The organism is Vibrio sp. 1727 (assembly GCF_033344415.1).
In the GTDB taxonomy this organism is placed as follows: Bacteria; Pseudomonadota; Gammaproteobacteria; order Enterobacterales; family Vibrionaceae; genus Vibrio; species Vibrio alginolyticus.
Genome location: NZ_JAWPOT010000001.1, coordinates 425116 through 447946 on the forward strand (window position 1 = coordinate 425116; position 22831 = coordinate 447946).

Annotated in this window: 21 protein-coding genes and 1 other RNA gene; 15 read left to right on the forward strand and 7 right to left on the reverse strand. The window is 45.7% G+C overall.

The genetic code is table 11. The annotated features are described in order from the left end of the window. The first annotated feature begins 154 nt into the window (after nt 1-154). A complete protein-coding gene (gene parE / locus R8O10_RS02015) occupies nt 155-2035 on the forward strand; it encodes a DNA topoisomerase IV subunit B (RefSeq protein WP_005387417.1) in 1881 nt (626 codons plus the stop codon). A gap of 3 nt (nt 2036-2038) precedes the next feature. After that, nucleotides 2039-4324 carry a DNA topoisomerase IV subunit A gene (gene parC / locus R8O10_RS02020; protein WP_017633605.1) on the forward strand — a complete coding sequence of 762 codons (2286 nt, stop codon included), beginning with the start codon at nt 2039-2041 and terminating at the stop codon, nt 4322-4324. Nucleotides 4325-4361: 37 nt separating this feature from the next. Here parC and degS read toward each other — a convergent pair whose 3' ends face one another. From degS to zapG, 3 genes are all read right to left on the reverse strand, one after another. Beyond that, nucleotides 4362-5426 (reverse strand): outer membrane-stress sensor serine endopeptidase DegS, encoded by a 1065-nt coding sequence (gene degS, locus R8O10_RS02025; RefSeq protein ID WP_017633606.1) that lies wholly within the window; start codon nt 5424-5426, stop codon nt 4362-4364. Nucleotides 5427-5616: 190 nt separating this feature from the next. After that, nucleotides 5617-6984: a Do family serine endopeptidase gene (locus R8O10_RS02030; RefSeq protein ID WP_025768400.1), complete on the reverse strand. Its 1368-nt coding sequence runs from the start codon at nt 6982-6984 to the stop codon at nt 5617-5619. Nucleotides 6985-7184: 200 nt separating this feature from the next. After that, nucleotides 7185-7628 carry a Z-ring associated protein ZapG gene (zapG, locus tag R8O10_RS02035; RefSeq protein ID WP_005379861.1) on the reverse strand — a complete coding sequence of 148 codons (444 nt, stop codon included), beginning with the start codon at nt 7626-7628 and terminating at the stop codon, nt 7185-7187. Between the two features lie 195 nt (nt 7629-7823). On the opposite strand from zapG, the gene zapE reads away from it, so the two are divergent. The 8 genes from zapE (at nt 7824) to sspB (ending at nt 14513) form a co-directional block, all read left to right on the forward strand. Then, on the forward strand, nt 7824-8927 hold the full coding sequence (gene zapE, locus R8O10_RS02040; protein ID WP_005387411.1) for a cell division protein ZapE: 1104 nt from the start codon (nt 7824-7826) through the stop codon (nt 8925-8927). Nucleotides 8928-9178: 251 nt separating this feature from the next. Next, complete coding sequence (gene rplM, locus R8O10_RS02045; protein WP_005372872.1) at nt 9179-9607, forward strand: 50S ribosomal protein L13; 429 nt, start codon at nt 9179-9181, stop codon at nt 9605-9607. Between the two features lie 15 nt (nt 9608-9622). Beyond that, nucleotides 9623-10015, forward strand: a complete 393-nt coding sequence (gene rpsI, locus R8O10_RS02050; RefSeq protein WP_005372876.1) for a 30S ribosomal protein S9 — start codon at nt 9623-9625, stop codon at nt 10013-10015. Between the two features lie 673 nt (nt 10016-10688). Further along, nucleotides 10689-11279: a ubiquinol-cytochrome c reductase iron-sulfur subunit gene (gene petA, locus R8O10_RS02055; protein WP_005372877.1), complete on the forward strand. Its 591-nt coding sequence runs from the start codon at nt 10689-10691 to the stop codon at nt 11277-11279. Then, complete coding sequence (locus tag R8O10_RS02060; RefSeq protein ID WP_005372880.1) at nt 11279-12544, forward strand: cytochrome b; 1266 nt, start codon at nt 11279-11281, stop codon at nt 12542-12544. Before petA ends, R8O10_RS02060 begins: the two co-directional genes overlap by 1 nt. Continuing rightward, nucleotides 12541-13278: a cytochrome c1 gene (locus R8O10_RS02065; RefSeq protein ID WP_005372881.1), complete on the forward strand. Its 738-nt coding sequence runs from the start codon at nt 12541-12543 to the stop codon at nt 13276-13278. The genes R8O10_RS02060 and R8O10_RS02065 overlap by 4 nt, the downstream gene beginning before the upstream one ends. A 96-nt stretch (nt 13279-13374) precedes the next feature. Continuing rightward, nucleotides 13375-14010, forward strand: coding sequence for a stringent starvation protein SspA (sspA, locus tag R8O10_RS02070; protein WP_005372897.1), 636 nt, complete (start codon nt 13375-13377; stop codon nt 14008-14010). 17 nt (nt 14011-14027) lie between these two features. Further along, nucleotides 14028-14513: a ClpXP protease specificity-enhancing factor gene (sspB, locus tag R8O10_RS02075; RefSeq protein WP_005387408.1), complete on the forward strand. Its 486-nt coding sequence runs from the start codon at nt 14028-14030 to the stop codon at nt 14511-14513. 71 nt (nt 14514-14584) lie between these two features. On the opposite strand, the gene R8O10_RS02080 is transcribed toward sspB, so the two are convergent. The 4 genes from R8O10_RS02080 to R8O10_RS02095 are packed head-to-tail and all read right to left on the reverse strand — an operon-like array spanning nt 14585 to nt 18035. Then, nucleotides 14585-15253: a BON domain-containing protein gene (locus tag R8O10_RS02080; protein ID WP_053304335.1), complete on the reverse strand. Its 669-nt coding sequence runs from the start codon at nt 15251-15253 to the stop codon at nt 14585-14587. A gap of 21 nt (nt 15254-15274) precedes the next feature. Further along, complete coding sequence (locus R8O10_RS02085) at nt 15275-15865, reverse strand: phosphoheptose isomerase (protein WP_005372901.1); 591 nt, start codon at nt 15863-15865, stop codon at nt 15275-15277. Nucleotides 15866-15868: 3 nt separating this feature from the next. Beyond that, a complete protein-coding gene (locus R8O10_RS02090; protein WP_206949599.1) occupies nt 15869-16237 on the reverse strand; it encodes a YraN family protein in 369 nt (122 codons plus the stop codon). Then, nucleotides 16224-18035 carry a penicillin-binding protein activator gene (locus R8O10_RS02095; RefSeq protein ID WP_005372905.1) on the reverse strand — a complete coding sequence of 604 codons (1812 nt, stop codon included), beginning with the start codon at nt 18033-18035 and terminating at the stop codon, nt 16224-16226. The genes R8O10_RS02090 and R8O10_RS02095 overlap by 14 nt, the downstream gene beginning before the upstream one ends. 68 nt (nt 18036-18103) lie before the next feature. Between R8O10_RS02095 and rsmI the strand changes: the two genes are divergently transcribed. From rsmI to R8O10_RS02120, 5 genes are all read left to right on the forward strand, one after another. Continuing rightward, nucleotides 18104-18967, forward strand: a complete 864-nt coding sequence (gene rsmI, locus R8O10_RS02100) for a 16S rRNA (cytidine(1402)-2'-O)-methyltransferase (RefSeq protein ID WP_005372907.1) — start codon at nt 18104-18106, stop codon at nt 18965-18967. 167 nt (nt 18968-19134) lie between these two features. Then, an RNA gene (gene rnpB / locus R8O10_RS02105) (RNase P RNA component class A) lies at nt 19135-19565 on the forward strand. Nucleotides 19566-19740: 175 nt separating this feature from the next. Continuing rightward, a complete protein-coding gene (gene rsmH, locus R8O10_RS02110; protein ID WP_005372918.1) occupies nt 19741-20691 on the forward strand; it encodes a 16S rRNA (cytosine(1402)-N(4))-methyltransferase RsmH in 951 nt (316 codons plus the stop codon). Nucleotides 20692-20696: 5 nt separating this feature from the next. Next, the gene (ftsL, locus tag R8O10_RS02115) at nt 20697-21014 is read left to right on the forward strand and encodes a cell division protein FtsL (RefSeq protein WP_005387405.1); all 318 of its coding nucleotides are present in this window, start codon (nt 20697-20699) and stop codon (nt 21012-21014) included. After that, on the forward strand, nt 21011-22804 hold the full coding sequence (locus tag R8O10_RS02120) for a penicillin-binding transpeptidase domain-containing protein (protein WP_086046525.1): 1794 nt from the start codon (nt 21011-21013) through the stop codon (nt 22802-22804). The genes ftsL and R8O10_RS02120 overlap by 4 nt, the downstream gene beginning before the upstream one ends. Nucleotides 22805-22831: the final 27 nt, after the last annotated feature.

Genomic DNA, 22831 nt, shown 5'->3' on the forward strand with positions numbered 1-22831 from the left:
GATCTTAAGGGTCGAGGACCCTGGCTACTTTGTTATGCATCATGTTTACAAACTCTTAGTGATGTGAACAGGGTGGCTTTTTCGTTTCCTGAGTATGGGTACGCCCATTGGTGATACTCAGGCAACAAGTAAACTTTGAGAATAATTCCGTATTATGACTGAACAATATAATGCTGGTGCCATTGAAGTACTGAATGGCTTAGAGCCAGTACGTCGCCGACCAGGGATGTATACGGATACAGCGCGCCCAAACCATTTGGGCCAAGAAGTTATCGACAACAGTGTCGATGAAGCGCTAGCCGGACATGCCTCAAAAGTACAAGTCATCCTACATGCTGACCAATCACTCGAAGTGATCGATGATGGTCGAGGCATGCCTGTTGATATCCACCCAGAAGAGAAAGTATCAGGCGTAGAGCTAATTCTATGTAAGCTACATGCGGGTGGTAAGTTCTCTAACAAAAACTACCAATTCTCTGGTGGTTTGCACGGGGTAGGTATATCTGTAGTAAACGCGTTGTCAAAACGCGTTGAAGTAACAGTTCGTCGTGATGGTCAAGTGTATGAAATTGCATTTGAACACGGCGAGAAAGTGTCTGATCTGACCGTAACTGGCACATGTGGTCGTCGCAATCGCGGTACCAGCGTACATTTCTGGCCTGATGCGAAGTACTTCGATTCGGCTAACTTCTCTGTGACGCGCTTAGTCAACAACCTGCGCGCAAAAGCGGTTTTGTGTCCGGGCTTAGAAATCACATTAACCGACAAAGTTAATGGCAAAGACTATAAGTGGTACTACGAAGACGGTCTTAAAGACTATCTTGCGGAAGGTGTAAAAGGCTATCCAGTTATTCCTGAAGAACCATTTACTGGTGAGTTCTTGGCGGATACTGAAGCGGCAAACTGGGCGGTAATTTGGCAGCCAGAAGGCGGTGAAATGATCACCGAAAGCTACGTTAACCTAATCCCAACCGCTCAAGGTGGTACGCACGTTAATGGTTTACGCCAAGGCTTGTTGGAAGCGATGCGCGAATTCTGTGAGTTCCGTAATCTATTACCTCGTGGTGTGAAGCTAACGGGTGATGACGTTTTCGACCGCTGTTCTTACGTGCTGTCGGTTAAAATTCAAGATCCACAATTTGCAGGCCAGACCAAGGAACGTCTCTCTTCTCGTCAAACCGCGGCATTTGTCTCTGGCGTTGTAAAAGATGCGTTCAGTCTTTGGTTGAACGAAAAGCCTCAGCTCGCAGAGCAATTGGCAGAAGTCTGTATCGCTAACGCGCATCGTCGTATGCGAGCGGCGAAAAAAGTCGTACGTAAGAAAGTGGCTTCTGGCCCGGCACTGCCAGGTAAGTTGACCGACTGTTCTGCACAGGACTTAAGTCGCACGGAAATCTTCTTTGTGGAGGGTGACTCTGCGGGTGGCTCGGCAAAACAGGCACGTGACCGTGAATTCCAAGCTGTGATGCCACTGCGTGGTAAGATCTTGAACACGTGGGAAGTCTCTGCCGATCAAGTTCTTGCGTCTCAAGAAGTACACGATATCTCAGTTGCTTTGGGTATTGACCCAGATAGCGACAACCTCGAGAGTCTTCGTTACGGTAAGATCTGTATCCTTGCCGATGCGGACTCGGATGGTCTTCACATCGCAACGCTGCTTTGTGCTCTATTTACTCGTCACTTCCGCGCACTAGTGGAAGCGGGTCATATCTATGTGGCGATGCCGCCTCTGTATCGAATCGACTGCGGGAAAGAAGTGTTCTACGCCCTCGATGATGATGAAAAAGATGGCATTTTAGAGCGCTTGTCGAAGAAGAAAGCCAAAATCAACGTGCAACGATTCAAAGGTCTGGGTGAGATGAACCCACTTCAGTTGCGTGAAACCACCATGGATCCGAACACGCGTCGCTTAGTGCAGTTAACCATTGACGACTCTACGGCGACCATGGAAATGATGGACATGCTGCTAGGTAAAAAGCGTGCAGATGACCGTCGTTCTTGGCTACAAAACAACGGCGACTTGGCAGAGGTGTAACGGATGTCTACAGAAATTACCTACGATGGCGTCGAACAATTGCCAATGCGCAAGTTCACTGAAGACGCTTATCTGAACTACTCGATGTACGTAATCATGGACCGCGCCTTGCCATACATTGGTGATGGCTTAAAGCCGGTTCAACGACGCATCATTTATGCGATGTCAGAGCTTGGTCTCTCTGCATCAGCAAAATACAAAAAATCTGCACGTACCGTTGGTGACGTGCTAGGTAAATACCATCCGCACGGTGATTCAGCGTGTTACGAAGCGATGGTATTGATGGCTCAGCCATTCTCTTACCGCTATCCATTAGTGGATGGTCAAGGTAACTGGGGTGCGCCAGATGATCCGAAATCATTTGCGGCAATGCGTTATACCGAAGCAAAACTGTCTAAGTTTGCTGAAGTATTGCTTGGCGAACTTGGTCAGGGCACGGTTGAATGGCAACCTAACTTTGATGGCACAATGAAAGAGCCACAAATGTTGCCAGCACGTCTGCCTCATATCCTGCTTAACGGTGTAACCGGCATTGCCGTTGGTATGGCAACAGACATCCCACCGCACAACGTTCGTGAAATCGCAGATGCGACTATTCATTTGATCGACAACCCGAAAGCAGAACTGCCGGACGTGATGCAGTATGTCAAAGGTCCAGATTACCCAACAGAAGCAGAAATTATCTCGCCGCAAGCGGATATCGAGAAGATTTACCGCAACGGTCGTGGCAGCATCAAAATGCGCGCGGTTTGGCATAAAGAAGGTTCTGATATTGTTATCACTTCTTTGCCTCACCAAGTATCGGGTGCCAAACTGCTTGAGCAAATCGCTAACCAGATGCGTGCGAAGAAGCTGCCAATGGTTGACGATCTTCGTGACGAATCGGATCACGAGAACCCAACGCGTATCGTTGTGGTGCCTAAGTCAAACCGTGTCGATTGTGACTTGTTGATGAACCACTTGTTCGCATCAACGGATCTTGAGCGCAGTTACCGCGTTAACTTGAACATGATTGGTTTGGATAACCGTCCTCAAGTTAAAGGTCTGGTGCAAATTCTATCTGAGTGGATCGAGTTCCGTCGTACGACTGTGCGTCGTCGTCTACAACACCGCCTAGACAAAGTAATGGCTCGTCTACACATCTTGGAAGGTTTGTTGGTTGCTTACCTCAACCTAGATGAAGTGATTGAGATCATCCGTACTGAAGACGATCCAAAAGCTGTGCTGATGGAACGCTTTGGTATTACCGATATCCAAGCGGATGCAATTTTAGATACCAAACTTCGTCATCTAGCAAAACTAGAAGAGATGAAGATCCGTGGTGAGCAAGACGAGCTAGAGAAAGAGCGTGAGAAGCTAGAACAGCTACTCGGTTCTGAGCGTCGTCTGAACACACTACTGAAAAAAGAAATCAAAGCAGACGCAGAGAAATACGGTGATGACCGTCGCTCTCCAATGGTTGAGCGTGCAGAAGCAAAAGCGCTGACTGAACGTGACCTCGTACCAAGTGAGCCAATCACGGTTGTGCTTTCTGAGAAAGGTTGGATTCGTCACGCGAAAGGCCATGACGTGGATGCCGAAGGCTTAAACTATAAGTCGGGTGATAAGTATTTAGCGCATGCTCGAGGTAAGAGTAATCAGCCTGCGGTATTCCTAGGTAGTGACGGTCGAAGTTACTCTCTGGAATCGCACTCACTGCCTTCTGCTCGTAGTCAAGGTGAGCCGATTACCGGTCGCTTGAATATTACGGCTGGTAGCAGTATTCGCCAAGTCATCATGAGTGAAGAAGATCAGCTGTGGCTGGTGGGTTCAGATGCAGGTTACGGCTTTGTATGTAAAGGCGCGGACTTGCTGTCTAAAAACCGCAGTGGTAAAGCGCTCGTCACTTTACCTGCCAACTCTGAGATCATGACGCCAAAAGAGATTGAAGATTTAGACTCTGATGAAATCTTAGCAATCACTAACCAAGGTCGCATGCTGCTGTTCCCAATCAAAGACTTGCCACAACTGGCGAAAGGTAAAGGGAATAAGATCATCAACATTCCTGCTGCTAAAGCAAAAGAGCGAGAAGAAGTACTATCTCACTTAATGTCTTTACCAAAAGGTGCATCGTTAACGCTGTACGCGGGTAAGCGAAAGTTGGGTCTTAAACCGTCTGACCTTGATAACTTCCGTGGCGAACGTGGTCGCCGAGGTGGGTTATTACCGAGAGGTTTGCAGCGAGTCACTCGCATTGAAGTTGAGCTGGATGATTCCGATACGACGGAAACACCGAGCGATAGCGAGTAACGCACAAATAAAAATCCCAGCCAATGGCTGGGATTTTTTATGCTTCTTGCTTGTCTTCAGCAATGGTGACTTTCAAGGTCATCTCTTTTCCTTTGCGAATGATACCGACGTCCACGGTGGTGCCAGGACGTAAATCGGTGACGATATCCATAACGCTCTGACGCCCCTGAACCTTATTGCCATCAATACTGATAATGATATCTTGTTTTTGAAAGCCAGCCGCATTGGCTGGGCCATTTGGATCAATACCAAGTACGACAATACCACCTATGTGTTCATTTCCAAGTAGGCGAGCAGTGACCGCATTAATGTCTTGGCCGTCGATTCCAATATAACCACGAATCACGCGGCCATCAGCGATGATTTTCTGCATGATCTTACTGGCTAGCGGCGCAGGGATCGCAAAAGAAATACCGTAAGTTTCTAAGTCTGTCGCTTGCTGAAAAGAGGCGGTGTTAATGCCGACGAGCTCGCCTTGTGTGTTCACTAGGGCTCCACCAGAGTTACCTTCATTGATGGCGGCATCGGTTTGAATGAATGCTTGACGACCATCGCTAATAGATGAACGACCTGTGGCAGAAATAATGCCGAACGTTGTGGTTTGTCCAAGGTTGTATGGGTTACCGATGGCTAGTACTACATCGCCCACTTGTGGTTTGTAATTAGAGTTCAGAGGGATTACGGGCAAATTCGAACCTTCGACACGCAGCACGGCTATATCAGTACGTTTATCTGTCCCTACGAGCTGAGCCGCTGCGGCTCTGCCGTCTTGTAATGCCACAACAATTTGATCAGCTTGAGCAACCACATGATAGTTAGTAATGATGTAGCCTTTCTCACTAACAATGACACCTGACCCCAGACCTTGAGTCGAGAGTTTACTGCGATCATTCTCAACATACTTACGGCTGTAGATGTTTACCACTGCAGGCGCTGCTCTTCGGACCGCTTGATTAAACGTCAACTCGACTGATGCGATATTAACAGGTTGAGGATCAAGCGCGGCAGGAATTACGTTGTTGCGCAAAGATGGAACCGCCAGTAATACCACTGCGGCAGTAGCCAAGCCTAAAAAGACAGAACGTAATAAAAAGCTGAGCATATCCTCTCCATGCGTGAGCGCCAAAATGGCATCGAAGATGAAGAATAGCATTACATTGAAAAATAACAAAAGGGCAGCACGTCATCGCGCTGCCCTTTTCATTAGTTATTGAGCGATAAGGAAAAGTGATCGAGCCTTATCACTCAGTACTATGCATCGAAAACCTTATTTCCTATCACTTTGAAAGTGGTTAACGAATGACAAGATAAATAGTACGTTCACCACGTTGAATATTAAGAGCCAGTACACCTTTGTGTTTCTCTACGATTGTACGAAGCTCGGCAAGGTTTTTCACTCGTTGACGGTTCACACCGATAATAATGTCACCTTGTTGTAATTGATATTGAGCCGCTGGAGAGTTATCTGCAACGCTCGATACTTTAACACCTTGGATTACATCACTTGGTGTTGTATTGCTTAACTCCGCACCTTTGAGTCCCTCATGTAATGTCTCCGCTTTAGCTTTCATATTCGTAGATTCGCCAAGCGTTACATCAAAGGTTTTATTCTTACCATCTCGAACCACACCTAATGTGATTTCTTTACCTGCTCCCAGTGTTGCCACTTTTGCGCGGAGCTCTGAGAAAGTATTAATCGCTTTGCCGTTCACCGATACAATTACGTCACCGGCTTTTAACCCTGCTTTATCGGCTGCGCTGTCCGGTACGACTTGACCAATAAAGGCCCCTTTACTTGACTCGTAACCCAATGCATCAGCTAGCTCAGAGGTTACTTCGCCACCTTGCACACCCAACATGCCGCGTTTGACTTCACCAAACTCTAGAATTTGATCAGTGAGGTTTTTCATCATGTTTGATGGAATCGCAAAGCCAATACCCACATTACCGCCGTTAGGGCCTAAAATCGCAGTATTAATACCGATCAGCTCACCATTAAGGTTGACCAATGCACCACCAGAGTTACCGCTGTTAATTGCGGCATCGGTTTGGATGAAGTTTTCGAAGTTTTCAACGTTTAAGCCGCTACGACCAAGGGCTGAAACAATACCCGAAGTCACAGTTTGACCGAGTCCAAATGGGTTACCAATCGCAACCGTAAAGTCACCGACACGCAGTTTGTCGGAATCCGCGACCTTAATCTGCGTTAAGTTTTTCGCTTTCTCTAATTTAAGTAACGCAACATCGGCCATTTCATCACCGCCAACGAGCGTAGCGTCATACTCGCGCCCGTCAAAGAGGCGAACTCGAATCTCATCTGCCCCCTTAATCACATGGTAGTTAGTGACAATATGGCCTTTCTTCGCATCAATAATGACACCAGAACCTAAACCTCTGAACGGGCGCTCTCGCCTTTGTTCCATAGGAAAGTCTGGGCCAAAGAAAAATTGAAATTGCTCGGGAATGCGGCTGGTTTGTACTTGTTTACCTTCTACAGCAATACTCACAACAGCTGGGGTCACCTTCTCAAGCATTGGTGCCAAGCTAGGTAACTGTTGGCCATCCACATTCAAAGGTAATGCGGCAGTGGCTTGAACTGGGGCAATAATCGAACCCAAACTCAGAGATAGAACGGTGAGCGCAAGCAGTGGTTTTTTCATCCAATAACTCCTCTTGAAACATGTCTGCCAAAAAGAAATATCCGAACGGTTAGTTCACTTTGTTAATAACTAATATAGGGTCTAGTTCGGACAATCAAAAGGGGAGGCAGTGCACACCCAAGTTAGAGCGAAGGTGAGGGGAAAAAGTTCAAAAATGGGCCGATACAAATGTATCGGCCCTAGATAGAAGTAAGAGAGGATTATGATGCTTTTGCGGTTACCGCTTCGGGAGCATTAATGATTTCTTTCTCTTGATCCTTCAAAAGACCGGTGGCGCCATTAGCGTAGTCTTTTGGTTGTTCGTTAAACTCTGGTTGATCTTCTGCAATGGTTTCAGACGACATTGCCGTTTTCTTATCAAACGGGTTGTCTTGTTCTGGTAAGTTTGGCAAAAGCTCAGAAGAGGTCTTGGCCATATGTTGGTATAGCTTGGTGTAATCTTTACCTAGGGTGTCCAACATTTCTGCGGTTTGTGCAAAGTGATCGACGAGCTCTTGACGTTGTTGCTCTAATTCAAACTTGGCCGCTTCAAGTTCTTTCTGCACAGACTTTTGTTTCTTGTATTCAGGGGTGGTTAGTCTACTAATGACTACGCCTACGATCGTACCGACCAGCAAACCCACAATGGCATAAATCCAAGGCATAACTGCTCCTTATAGTTGTTTTAACAAGTCTTTTACTACTTAGTTACACGCGGTGCTCGTCCATGTTACTATGGCTTGAACAGCCGATAAAGAAAAATAGCAGTATGTCTTCGGGGACTGATAACTACTTCTCTCTATTCTCAAAGTTGACCCCGAGGTAACCCTTTTCTCTATACCTCTATACGACTTAATACGATGACACCACTACAACAATATCAAAAAGACATAGCAGAACACGGGTTTCAGCGTGATGAAGCTCAGTATCAAGCGGTCGTTGCATTAGACAAGCTTTACCATGCTATCGTTGAATTTCAGTCAGCGCCTGTGCCTCAGCTTTCCAAATGGCAAAAGCTAATGGGGAAAAAAATCGACAAGCCTGAACCACCAAAAGGTCTTTACTTTTGGGGTGGGGTAGGTCGCGGTAAAACCTACCTTATGGATGCATTTTTTGATGCTTTACCGACCCAAAGAAAAATGCGCGTCCACTTCCATCGATTTATGTATCGAGTACATGATGAGTTGAAGCTGTTAGGTGATGTCGAAAATCCGCTATCAAAAGTGGCGGATAAATTTAAAGAAGAAGCCGATGTGGTTTGCTTTGATGAATTTTTTGTTTCCGACATTACTGATGCGATGATCCTTGCAACGCTACTTCAAGAAATGTTCAAGCGGCAGATGATCCTAGTCGCGACTTCAAACATTGAGCCGCAGAACTTATATCGTAACGGTTTGCAAAGAGCGCGCTTTTTGCCCGCGATCGATATGATTTTGGCACGTTGTGAAGTGTTGAATGTCGATAGTGGCGTTGATTATCGCTTAAGAACGTTAGAACAGGCTGAAATATACCATTACCCGCTTGATGAGCAGGCTAGCATAAACCTTAACAAATATTATCAGCAGCTGACTGGAGAGCGTCAGTTTGTTGCTCATCAAATCGAAGTTAACCACCGTCAACTAGCGGTGATTGAAGCAAGCGACGGGGTGCTGCATGCGTCGTTTGCTCAGTTGTGTCAAACTGCTCGCAGTCAAAATGACTACATTGAATTGTCTCGTATTTACCACACGGTATTACTGGCAGATGTTCAACAAATGAACCGAAAAATAGATGATGCGGCGAGACGCTTTATCGCGCTGGTCGATGAGTTTTACGAGCGCAATGTTAAGTTGATTATTTCTGCTGAAGTGCCAATGGCCGACTTATATACTGACGGGCAGTTAGAGTTCGAATTTAAGCGCTGTTTGTCTCGGCTTACTGAGATGCAAAGTCATGAGTATCTCGCGCGTGAACATTTGGCCTAGATCCAATGGGTTCTTAAAAAAGTGAAGAAAAAATTAGTGATTTGGCGCAAAAAAAGGTGATTTTTTCTTCGCTCTTCTCTATAATCCTGCGACCCACCGTTACTGCAGACCTGATTATCGAAGTTATTTCGAAATTGAAGGTCGAGAGTACCAACGACTCGAAGGGGTGATGACTGGGCTCTTAGACAGTGTGGGAGCACTATTGGGTGTTCCTTTAAAGTTTAAAATTTAATTAACGGGTTATTGTTAGCATGAAAACTTTCGTTGCTAAACCAGAAACTGTAAAACGCGACTGGTACGTTGTAGACGCTGAAGGTAAAACTCTTGGCCGTCTAGCAAGTGAAATTGCATCTCGCCTACGTGGCAAACATAAAGCTGAATACACTCCTCACGTTGACACTGGTGATTACATCATCGTTATCAACGCTGAGAAAGTTGCTGTAACTGGTAACAAAGCTAAGAACAAAGTGTACTACCGTCACTCTGAATTCCCAGGTGGTCTAAAATCTATCACTTTTGAAAAGTTGATCGATCGTAAACCTGAGATGGCTCTTGAGCTTGCAGTTAAAGGCATGCTTCCACGTGGTCCTCTAGGCCGTGCTATGTACCGTAAGCTAAAAGTTTACGCGGGCGCTGAGCACAACCATGTTGCTCAACAACCACAAGTACTAGACATCTAATTGGGGATTTCGAAAATGGCAGAGAATCAATACTACGGCACTGGCCGTCGCAAAAGCTCAGCTGCACGTGTTTTCATTAAACCAGGCAGCGGTAACATTGTAGTAAACAAGCGTAACCTTGACGAATACTTCGGTCGTCCAACAGCACGTATGGTTGTACAACAACCTCTAGAGCTAGTTGAACTAACTGAAAAGCTAGACCTTTACGTAACAGTTAAAGGCGGCGGTATTTCTGGTCAAGCTGGTGCTATCCGTCACGGTATCACTCGCGCGCTTATGGAATACGATGAGTCTCTACGTCCTGCTCTACGCGCAGCTGGCTACGTTACTCGTGACGCTCGTTGCGTTGAACGTAAGAAAGTTGGTCTACGTAAAGCACGTCGTCGTCCACAGTTCTCTAAGCGTTAATTTCCTCTTATCGGGAATTATGCTTTCAGAGTTACTCTGGAAACTGTGTACCAAAAGCTCGGCTCTATGCCGGGCTTTTTTGTATTTAAAGCAACGAACAGCCTTCACTTATCATCACACTCCGAGCAGGCCTTCTTATTCGTCCTCTTCGTCGAAAGGTTGCCAGTGCCGTTTTATATCTGTGCCTTATTTAATCACGACTCACCACGCTTTCTCTTGCGATGCAGCATAGATGTATTCATCAGCAAGAATGTCTTTGTATCTTATTCTTCCTGTAACATTTTTTAAAATGACTTACGCTCCTTTTTGAGCATTCTGCGTGCTACAAAATTGAAAATATAAACACAGTAAGCTGAACGCGTAATACGAAATATTTCTCTGTGTAATTAACTGAAAACTACCAAGATAAAAGGTTTTATCTGCTTTCAGCGGGGCTTCTATGTGGTGCTTTCTTGTTACAAATCACATCAATTTTTTATAATTCTGCCGCTTTTGTGACGACGCGAGCGATTTGCCTCACAAATGTTACAAAAAGGTAGCTTTATCTTGTCAAAAAGTAGGGTTTTCTTTATCATTTCCCTCCAATAAATAGAACTAAATTCATTATTTGTTAGCCATGCTCTTATAAGCGGAATAATAACGATCCAAAGGGAGCAAATGGGAGAATGTTTGGATGAGCAACGCGCCTTTAAATAACGGTCGCAGGCGTTTTCTAACCGCTACAACGGCAGTTGTTGGTGGGTTAGGGGCAGTCGCCGTCGCCGTGCCTTTTATCAAATCATGGAATCCGAGTGCTAAAGCCAAAGCGGCGGGCGCACCGGTGGAAGTGGATATAAGTAAAATTGAACCAGGTCAGCTGGTTCGTGTTGAGTGGCAGGGAAAACCTGTATGGATTGTTCGCCGCACTCAAAGCGTTCTGGATAACTTAAAATCGATCGGTGATAAGCTTCGCGATCCACAATCTGAAATGGAGCAGCAGCCTGAGTACGCTCAGAATGAGTTTCGTTCGATTAAGGAAGAGTTTTTCGTCGCAGTTGGTTTCTGTACCCACTTAGGTTGTTCACCAACCTATCTACCTGACTCTTTCTCAGAGCAGGTGCAGGGCGTAAGATCTGGCTTCTTCTGTCCTTGTCATGGTTCTAAGTTCGACATGGCTGGTCGAGTGTTCCAAGGAGTACCTGCTCCGTTGAACCTTGTCGTTCCTAAGCACATGTATTTGAGCGATACCAAGCTCATTGTGGGTGTTGATGAGGGAGATGCATAATGCAAGCAATGTTAGATTGGGTTGAAAAGCGTATTCCTGCAATGAATGCTTATAAAAAGCATTTGTCTGAATACCCAATGCCTAAGAACTTCAACTTTTGGTACCTTTTCGGTTCTCTGGCGATGCTGGTTCTTGTTAACCAAATCCTAACGGGTATTTGGCTAACGATGAACTATGTTCCTTCAGGTGACGGTGCATTTGCGTCTATCGAATACATTATGCGTGATGTAGAGTACGGTTGGCTTCTGCGTTACATGCATTCCACTGGCGCGTCAGCGTTTTTCGTTGTTGTGTATCTTCACATGTTCCGTGGTTTGATCTACGGTTCATACCAAAAACCTCGTGAACTATTGTGGATCTTCGGTATGTTGATCTTTCTTGTTCTCATGGCTGAAGCGTTCATGGGTTACCTACTTCCATGGGGTCAGATGTCATACTGGGGTGCACAGGTAATCATTTCCCTGTTTGGTGCTATTCCTGTTATCGGTGATGACCTAACGCTTTGGATTCGTGGTGACTACATCATCTCTGGTGCAACGCTAAACCGTTTCTTCGCACTACACGTTATTGCCCTGCCTATTGTTTTGCTTCTTCTTGTTGTTCTGCACGTATTGGCGCTGCACGAAGTAGGCTCAAACAACCCGGATGGTATCGAAACTAAGCTGCCAAAAGGCTCAATGGGCGACGATTACAAAACGCAATTCAAGTTCCACGATTACTATACGAAGAAATATGACATCATTGATTCGATTCCTTTCCATCCGTACGGCACGGTTAAGGACTTGGTCGGTGTCGCTGGTTTCTTGTTCTTCTTCTGTTACGTGCTGTTCTTTAACCCAGAAATGGGTGGGTACTTCCTTGAGCCGCCTAACTTTGAAGCTGCAAACCCACTGAAGACACCAGAGCATATTGCTCCGGTATGGTACTTCACGCCGTTCTACGCAATCTTACGTGCGGTTCCAGACAAACTATTAGGTGTTATCCTAATGGGCGCGTCAATTGCAGTGCTGTTTGTTCTACCTTGGTTGGATCGTTGTAAAGTTCGTTCATACCGTTACCGTAGCAAACTTCATCTATTGAATATTGTACAGTTCACTATCGCCTTTATCGCTCTGGGTATTTTAGGTGCGTTACCTGCGACACCAACGTACACACTACTATCTCAGATCTTTAGCTTGTGTTACTTCATGTTCTTTGTGTTGCTGTTCTTCTACAGCAAAAATGAAGCAACCAAACCATTACCAGAGAGGGTGACATTCAAATGAAGAAGTGGATTGTAATTCTATTTGCTATGTTGCCATCACTAGCGATGGCAGCTGGGGCCAATGTTCCGCTGGATAAAGCGAATGTTGACCTTACGGATAAAGCTTCGCTACAAAACGGCGCGAAGTTGTTCATGAACTACTGTTTTGCTTGTCACTCTACGCAATACCAGCGTTACGAGCGTGTAGCAACAGACTTGGAAATTCCAACAGACTTAATGAAAGAAAACCTGATTTTCAATCCTGAAGCGAAAATCGGTGATCTAATGGTCAATGCTATGCCACCGAAGCAAGCGGCAAACTGGTTTGGTGCTCCACCACCAGATCTTACGTTGGTTGCACGAGTTCGTGGTGCTGATTGGTTATACACTTACTTACGCTCTTTCTATGTTGATCCATCTCGTCCATTCGGCGTGAACAACATCGTCTTCCCGAGTGTTGGTATGCCGCATGTACTTGAAGAGCTACAGGGCATCCCGACGCCGATTTACGATACGAAAATCGTAGATGGCGAAGAAGTACAAGTTGTTGTTGGTACTGAAACCGATGGCACGGGTGAGCTGAGTGAAGGCGAATATGACAAAGCGGTTGGCGATCTCGTTAACTTCTTAGTTTATTCAGGTGACCCAGTGCAGCTTGAGCGTCATGCTTTAGGCTGGTGGGTAATGGGCTTCTTAGTGCTTCTAACCATCGTTGTTGTGATGCTCAAGAAAGAGTATTGGCGCGATGTGCATTAATTGTGCTAAAATACCGTGCTAATTCCCAATTTTAATTGATGTACAATGGAGGCTTAGCCTCCATTGTTTTTATTTGTAAGTGTACTGGAGGGCTCCATGGCTGTAGCTGCCAATAAACGTTCTGTGATGACTCTTTTCTCAAGTGCATCAGATTTGTATAGCCATCAGGTTCGCATTGTACTAGCTGAAAAAGGCGTAAGTGTTGAAGTTGAGCTTGTTGACGAAGCAAACCTTCCTGCTGAGCTTGTTGAGCTAAACCCATATAAATCAGTGCCAACTCTTGTTGACCGTGAGCTAGCTCTTTACGATTCAAAAATCATCATGGAGTACTTGGACGAGCGTTTCCCTCATCCACCTCTAATGCCGGTTTACCCTGTTGCTCGTGGCAACAGCCGCTTGATGATGTACCGTATCGAACGCAACTGGTATTCACTCGCTGAAAAAGTGATGAAAGGTAATGCGGAAGAATCAGAAAAAGCACGCACAAAGCTGCGTAATGATCTTCTGACGTTAGCGCCAATTTTTGCTGAATATGAGTACTTCATGAGCGAAGAATTCAGCTTGATCGATTGTTACCTAGCTCCACTATTGTGGCGTTTGCCTCAACTTGGTATCGATCTTGTTGGCCCTGGTTCAAAAGAAATCAAGGTATACATGAACCGCGTATTTGAACGTGATTCGTTCCTTGCTTCTTTGACTGAAGCTGAACGTGAAATGCGCCTAGTTCGCTAAGCGATTTAAAACACGTTATGGATATTGCAAAAATGACTGCTCGCCGCCCGTATATGCTTCGCGCATTTTACGACTGGTTAGTAGACAATGACTTGACTCCTCACTTGGTTGTGGATGCAACAATGCCAGGGGTGCGTGTCCCGGTTGAATTTATTCAAGATGGTCAAATTATTTTGAATATTGCGCCACGTGCAGTGGGTAATCTTGAGTTAGGTAATGATGCGATTACCTTCCATGCTCGCTTTAGCGGTCGTCCGCACTCAGTGATCGTGCCTGTGTATGCTGTTCAAGCTATTTATGCACGTGAGAATGGTGCTGGTACTATGTTTGAACCAGAAGAAGCGTACACTCACATCGAAGAAGAAGCGATGACCGAGGAAGAATCATCCCCATCGTTTACAACGGTTAGTGATGAGCCTTCTGAGTTAGTTTCTGATTCAGATGCCGAAGAGGACGATGCTCCTCGACCAAAAGGCAAACCAAGCTTAAGAGTGATTAAATAATAAAAAAGCAGCGTAACGCTGCTTTTTTCTTTTTAACTTGTTGAAGATGATTTCAAGCCAGACTTTGGAAATTACTCACTAATCGTAAAGACTTCGACGTTCTCTTCACTTTCTGTGCTTGCCTCACTTTCTATTGTTTGTACACCGTCACTCGGTAAGTCTACTTCAACAGGCTCCATTTCGCCGTATTGGAACCCTTTAATGACTTGTTTTACGCCTGAGATATTACGCGCGATTTCTGTCGCTCGATCGCTTTGCTCTGGCGTGACATAACCAAACAGAAAAACGTCGCCATCTTCGGTGATCACTTTAACCTTAACACCATTAAGCTCAGAATCAGTAAGCAAAGCTGACTTTACTTTGGTTGTGATCCAGCTGTCATTGCTAATCTGGGTAACAGTGAGTGGCTCTTTTTGTTTGATTTGATTGTGTATGACTTTTACACCACTAACTTCTCTAGCTCTTCGCTCTAAAGCAAGGATAAGGTCTTGTGTCGGAGCCTGTCCCATAAGGACTACAGTCCCATTATATGAACTGGCAACGACACGAACTTCACCTTTAAACGGTGCTTTATTGCCGATCGCCGCAACTTCGAACTCGATGTTATTGTCCTGCCAGATTTGTTTTGTCGTGCGTGTGTCCGTGACAATATTCGCTGTGGTTGCTGCACCTGCGATAAACAAACCTGCGCAACCACTTAAACTCAATGCTGTTAATAAGATAACAAGGCTACGTATCATAATTCTGACTCTCAGTCTTGGTTACTCTTCGTGAGCAGGGAAAAGCACCTGGTCAATAAGATCACAAAGACAATGGAGTGTTACCATATGTACTTCGTGAATACGTGCAGTGCGGTGTGATGGAATACGAATTTCGACGTCGTTCTCACCGAGCAGCCCTGCCATCTCTCCGCCATCTTTTCCTGTTAGCGCGATAATCGTCATGTCTCGAGTTACGGCTGCTTCCATCGCTTTGATAATATTTTTACTGTTACCGCTAGTCGACATGGCAAGCAAAATGTCGCCTGGTTGACCAAACGCTCGTACCTGTTTTGAGAAGATTTCCTGGTAGTGGTAATCGTTGGCCACTGCGGTTAGGGTGGTATTATCGGCGGTTAAGGCCATTGCTGGTAGGCTAGGGCGCTCAGTTTCAAAACGGTTTAAAAGACAAGAAACAAATTGTTGAGCGTTTGAAGCACTGCCGCCATTACCACAACATAAAATTTTATTGCCATTAAGCAGGCTCGACACCATCGCTTGAGCTGCATGAGTAATGGCATCAGGCAGCGCCTCTGCTGCTGCGATTTGAATTTGAATACTTTCTGTAAAGCTGTCTTTAATGCTGTCTAGCATCGCTTATCCTTCAGAGATTGCGTTTTCTATCCAGTTGATATCTCGCCCATTATCATGAATGGCGATGACATCAAATCGATAATCGATATTGTGTTTTAAGCGCTTTTGTTGGCTAAGCCAAACTTGTGCGGTTTTGACTAGCTTGCGCATTTTAGCGTGCGTCACCATTTCTGCTGCCGAGCCAAAGTGATTGTTCTTACGGTATTTGACTTCAACAAACACAATAGTTTCACCTTGTTGGAAGATTAAATCAATCTCACCGACCTTAGTCAGAAAATTTTGTTCAATTAAGTTTAAGCCCTGGCGTTGTAAATACTGCTTCGCCAGAGCTTCATATTGATTTCCGATTTGGCGCTTACTAAAGAGCCCCACGCTCAGCCCAGCTTAGCTCACGCTGTACAACACAATTATTGTCGATACTTAAAATACCGGTTTGGCCGCCAACTGAGTAGCCCGGAACGACCTTCATTTGTGGCAGCTCCCCAATCAATTTATACGCATCCATACCCAGTGCTTTCAAACGTTTTTCCATGTTAGATTGCTCTGACCACAGCTCGTTCATTTCAGCGGTCACGCTAGGGTCTGGGTCAATCAGTAATGGGATATCGCTGTAGATGATGCCTGTTAGATCTTCGTAAGTCGCGCCGCCACTGTTGCTACGCGAGCTAGAGAAAATTTGTGGTGCTTTGGCGTCTGGGTTAATCGCTACCTCAATAAACGGCTTGATCAAAGTCAGTTCCGTGCTTCTAGCAACAATATAAACCGCATCGACATCACGACGGCTACGTGGCTGTGTTTCAAGCTTGATACGCATTAGTGATTGCATCTGAGCAATACGTTGTTTGCTTTCTTGCAGACCAAATACTTCATTGATGTCTTTTTGAAGTTGGCGCTTGTCGCCAAAATAACTTGCTGCGACTTTATTAGAGCTGTACTTGCGCCATTCTTTGTTGAACGCTTCAGTTACACGCTCACCAAAGCTGCCCTTTGGTGCCAGAATCAGAGGGAAGTTATAGCCTTCGCTGAACAAGTGTTTCGCTGCCTGTGCGGCTTCTTGTTCTGGTGATAATGCCAAGTAGCAAATATTGCTATCTGGTTGCACATCTTCGGGAATATTTAGCGCAAGGGCTGGAATCGTAGGACCATTTTCTGAGCCATCCATGGTTGTGTGCAATAGCTCAACGTTTTCTTTTTCTAGGGGACCAACAACAAAGTCGATGTTTTCATTGATCAAACGTTGTTTAATTTGGTCGGCGTTATACGCATTAGTGTCTATTACCGTGAGGGTAGCGCTTGGATCACGGTTACGATCATTCATCATCGCAAACACAAAACCATCACGAATTAATTGCGCTTGTGGCGAGAATTTACCAGTAAGCGGCAGTAACAAAGCGGTGTTGTTTGGTTTAACTATGTCTAGAGAGAGAATGTTTTGAATCTCTTCTGGTGTGTAGATAGCGGCTGGGTGAGATGGGTTCTCGTTTAACCAGCGTTCTAGGGTATTTTTTAGTTGGGATAAGTTGCCCGACAGCGTTTTCGCATAAATAGCGAGTTGTAGCCAACCATCTAAAACATCTTCATTTGGCTCTGTTTCTAATGAGGTCAGTTCGTACTCGGAGTAGCTGCCAAAGTTCATCCAAATACGGCTAGAAATCTCTCTCTGCTCTGCGGACGATGCATATTGGCCAAATGCAACCAGTTGGCGGTTTGCCTCAAACGCTTGGTTAAGACCTTGATAAGCGTCGGCACGCATCAAGTAATAGTCTTTCCATTGCTCATTTGGCAACTTCCACCAAGGTTTAAAATTCAACAATTGCAGCAACTGAGAGTAATTACCCTGTTTTTGCTGTATGGTCGCACGCGCTAGTTGCCACTCTGCTTGCTGAACTTCGGTTAACTGTTGACGAGCCAGGCGCTTGATCAACATTTCTGCTTGATCAAACTGGTTTGCTTGAATCGCGGCTTTGGTTGCCATGATCAACCAGTCATTTTGTAAACTGCCTTCCGTGCTATCAGCTTGGATCATATAGTTCTGAACAGACTGAGTAGGCTCAAGTGTTACATCAACGCCATCAGGCTGTCTTGGACCTGAAGAACAGGCGGCGAGCGTAATTGCTAGTGCAACAGGAGTAAGTATGCGTGGTACACTGAGTCTCTTATGGTTAATCATTGCCGTGAGTTCTCTATAATTTTGTACAAAATTGTCTCTATATTAATCGTTGAAGTGATGGTAAACAAATGACAGATAAAAATAAGTTGCCGAATGAGGGGCCAACTCTCTATATCGTACCGACTCCAATCGGAAATTTAGCGGATATCACCCAACGTGCTATCGAAATTCTGTCGACTGTGGACATCATTGCCGCTGAGGATACTCGACATACGGGCAAATTACTGTCTCACTTCAATATTCAAACCAAAACTTTTGCTCTACATGACCACAATGAGCAGCAAAAAGCACAAGTTTTGGTAGAAAAGCTGCTTTCCGGTCAGTCTATCGCATTAGTTTCTGACGCTGGTACGCCACTTATCAGCGACCCAGGATACCATTTGGTGACAAAATGTCGTCAAGCGGGCGTTAGAGTTGTGCCTCTTCCAGGTGCCTGTGCGGTCATTACGGCGTTAAGTGCCTCTGGCTTGCCATCTGATCGCTTTAGCTTCGAAGGTTTTTTACCACCGAAAAGCAAAGGTCGTAAGGATAAATTCCTAGAGATTGCTTCGGTAGAGCGTACGTGTATTTTTTACGAGTCACCGCACCGTATTTTAGACTCTCTACAAGACATGTTAGACGTTCTTGGCCCAGATAGAGAAGTTGTGTTGGCAAGAGAGCTAACAAAAACCTTTGAAACCATTCAAGGCATGCCGTTAGGTGAGCTGATTGAATGGGTGAAAAGTGACGATAACCAACAGCGTGGTGAAATGGTATTGTTGGTACATGGCCATCGTGAAACAACAGACGACTCACTACCTGAAGATGCTTTACGCACGTTAGGGATTTTGACCAAAGAGCTGCCTTTGAAAAAAGCAGCTGCTTTGGTGGCAGAAATACATAACTTGAAGAAGAATGCGCTATATAAATGGGGCTTAGAAAACTTAGACTAAGTGCCGCTAGCGAGATAAATGGTCAATGAGGGCTGATGTTTAGGAATCGGCCTTTTTATTATCTATTTTTGGCGCACTGACTAAAAAGTCATCACTTAGTGCATTCATTTCATCATATCTGTGATCTAACTAGACTCTGAAGTGAGAACTCTATACAATCCGCCCTCGGAGCTGACTGGGTAGTCGCTGCTTTGTTGATGTCCTTCGGGAGACTGACGTCGAAGTCCCTTTGGGAGACTGACGTTGACGTCCTTCGGGAGACTGACAAAGGGGAGGAAAGTCCGGGCTTCATAGAGCAAGGTGCCAGGTAACGCCTGGGAGGCGCAAGCCTACGACAAGTGCAGCAGAGAGAAGACCGCCGATGGCCCGTAAGGGTACAGGTAAGGGTGAAAGGGTGCGGTAAGAGCGCACCGGACGACTAGCAATAGTTCGTAGCAGGGTAAACTCCACCTGAAGCAAGACCAAATAGGCCTCCACATTGCGTTGCTCGCGTAAGGAGGCGGGTAGGTTGCTCGAGCCAGTGAGTGATTGCTGGCCTAGACGAATGGCTACCGCCGCGCAAGCGGAACAGAACCCGGCTTATGTGTCGGCTCCACCTATTCGAGACCCATCTCTACTTCGGTAGTGATGGGTTTTTTGCATTTAATTGACGCAAACTATGTCATTACCAATAAACTTGGCGTAAATCACGTCTAACTTTAGACTTGTGGTGGCGATGATGTAGGAAATCAGTACACTAAAGAATCGCTTCAAGATCATTCAACGAGAAAGCTATGACCGAAACCTTCCAACATATTTCCGTGTTATTAAATGAATCCATTGATGGCTTAGCTATCAAACCAGACGGCGTCTATATTGATGGAACATTTGGCCGTGGCGGTCACAGCCGGACAATTCTATCTAAACTCGGTGAAAATGGCCGACTGTACAGTATCGACCGTGACCCTCAAGCGATCGCTGAGGCAGGCAAAATCAATGACCCTCGCTTCACCATTATTCATGGTCCATTTTCTGGTATTGCTGAGTATGCTGAAGAGTATGGGCTAGTTGGAAAAGTGGATGGTGTTCTGCTGGATTTAGGCGTTTCTTCTCCTCAGTTAGACGACGCAGAGCGTGGCTTTAGCTTTATGAAAGACGGTCCGCTAGATATGCGTATGGACCCGACATCAGGTGTTCCAGTATCTCAATGGTTGATGGAAGCAGACCTCGATGATATCACTTGGGTCATTCGCGAGTTTGGGGAAGATAAACATGCGCGCCGTATTGCAAAAGCGATTGTTGCCTACCGTGAAGACGAAGAAAATGAGCCAATGGTTCGCACTGGTCAGCTGGCAAAATTGATTTCAGATGCCGCACCGAAAAGTTTTAAAGAGAAAAAACACCCTGCGACTCGTGCTTTCCAGGCTTTTCGTATTTACATCAACAGTGAGTTAGAAGAAATTGATACGGCACTTAAAGGCGCGGCGAGCATTCTGGCTCCTGAAGGCCGTTTATCTGTGATTAGCTTCCACTCTCTGGAAGACCGTATGGTCAAACGTTTTATCCGTAAAGAGAGCAAAGGGCCTGAAGTGCCACACGGTATTCCAATGACGGAAGAGCAAATTCGTGCTCTTGGTAGTGCGAATATGAAAGCGGTGAGCAAAGCGATTAAGCCAAGCAAACAAGAAATTGAAATGAACCCTCGCTCGCGCAGCTCTGTGTTAAGAATTGCGGAAAAGCTTTAATTATTATGACGAAACCCACTCCTAATCTTGCTAAGTTGATTGCAACAGATCTCCTCACTGTTGGTCGCTGGCCATTACTGTTGTTGCTATTGATCGTGGCATCGGCAATGGGAGTGGTATTTGCTACCCACCATGCGCGTCAAGCGATCACCGAGAAAGACCATACGTTGGTTGAACGAGAACGGTTAGATAGCGAATGGCGTAACTTAATGTTGGAAGAAACTGCCCTCGCGGAACACAGTCGTGTTCAAGACCTTGCCAAAAAAGAACTTGAAATGAAACGACCTGATGGCGATAAAGAAGTGGTTGTCACGCTCAAATGATTAGAAAAAAATCCAACACGAAACAAGCCAATAAGCGTAAACCTGTAGCAAAAGAGAAAGCGGCTACGGGGGATAAGAAAACCGATAACAAAGCAGTGAAAGTGGCGGTCGAAGAATCTTTCTTGATTCGTTGGCGCTTCCATCTATTACTGTTTTTTGTTTTTTGTGCATTTGCCCTTTTGGTGGCACGCGTAGCCTACATCCAAATCATTGAGCCAGATAACCTGATTAAACAAGGTGACCTACGTTCGGTTCGTGTTAAATCCATTCCTTCTGCTCGCGGTATTATTTCGGATCGAAATGGTGAGCCGCTTGCTGTCAGTGTACCGGTTGAGGCGGTTTGGGCAGATCCTGCCACGATATTTAAAGAAAACGCGTTAAGCCAGACCAAAAGTTGGCATGCATTAGCGGATGTTCTTGGTATTGACCGACAAGGGTTAATAGACAAAATCAAGCGCAATGAAAAACGCCGCTTTATCTACTTGCAGCGCCAGGTCAGTCCGGCCATGGCGAACTATATTCGTGAGCTAAAGCTGCCAGGTGTTGGCCTTAAGTCGGAATCTCGTCGTTATTATCCTGCAGGTGAGGTTAGTGCTCACTTAGTCGGTGTAACAGGCATTGACGGGCATGGCCTAGAAGGTGTGGAGCGTAGCTACGATGAGTGGCTCACTGGCGCGGCGGGTAAGAAAACTATTCGTAAAGACCGTTATGGTCGTGTTGTGGAAAACATTGCTTGGCAAGACAAGCAAGAAGGTAAATCACTTCAGTTAACCATCGATCAACGCCTACAGGCGATTGCGTATCGTGCGATTAAGCAAGCCGTTGCTGACCACCGCGCCACTTCAGGTTCCGTTGTCATGTTGGATGTAAAAACGGGCGCCGTATTGGCCATGGTTAATGCTCCTTCTTACAACCCTAATAATCGTAGCGATTGGCAAAGCTATCAAATGCGTAACCGAGTGATCACGGACTCAATGGAGCCCGGTTCGACCATTAAGCCTTTCGTTATTTTAGCCGCCTTAGAAAATGGGATAGCCGATAAAGATACCATCGTAGATACCGGTAATGGTGTCCTACGTTTAGGTGGTAGTCGAGTCAGAGATGTCTCTCGCGTAGGCAAAGCGAGCTTGACCACGATCCTTAAAAAGTCGAGTAATATCGGTGTGACGAAGCTAGCAATGCAAATGCCGGTAGAGGCGCTTCTTGGGCTGTACAGTTCAGTGGGTTTTGGTGAGCTTTCTGGCCTAAACCTAGTTGGGGAAGTGACGGGTATTTTTCCTACACGAACTCGTTGGTCGCCAATTGAGCGTGCCACGATTGCGTTTGGTTACGGTCTATCAATTACACCAATTCAGCTAGCCCATGCTTATGCGACGCTTGGAAACCTTGGCAAATACGAGCCTATTCATATTATTGAAAGCAATGATCATGACATGTCACGTCAAGTGGTGAGTGCGAAGTATGCGCGTCAAGTATTAGACATGTTGGAAACCGTAACTCAAAAAGGGGGCTCGGCTCGCAGAGCGGCAGTTCCTGGTTATCGAGTGGGAGCGAAAACGGGTACATCACGTAAAGCTTCTGCTGGTGGGTACAGCGATGAGTACATCACCTACACGGCTGGGCTTGCTCCGGTTAGCGATCCGCGAATTGCTTTGGTGGTGATCGTAAATGAGCCTCAAGGCGATGACTACTATGGTGGTTCGGTAGCGTCTCCTGTCTTCTCTGAAATCATGAAAGGCGCGCTACAAATACTCAATGTTGCACCTGACGAAAACAAATTCCAACAGTAAGCCCTGTGGTTTACTGAGCAAACAAAA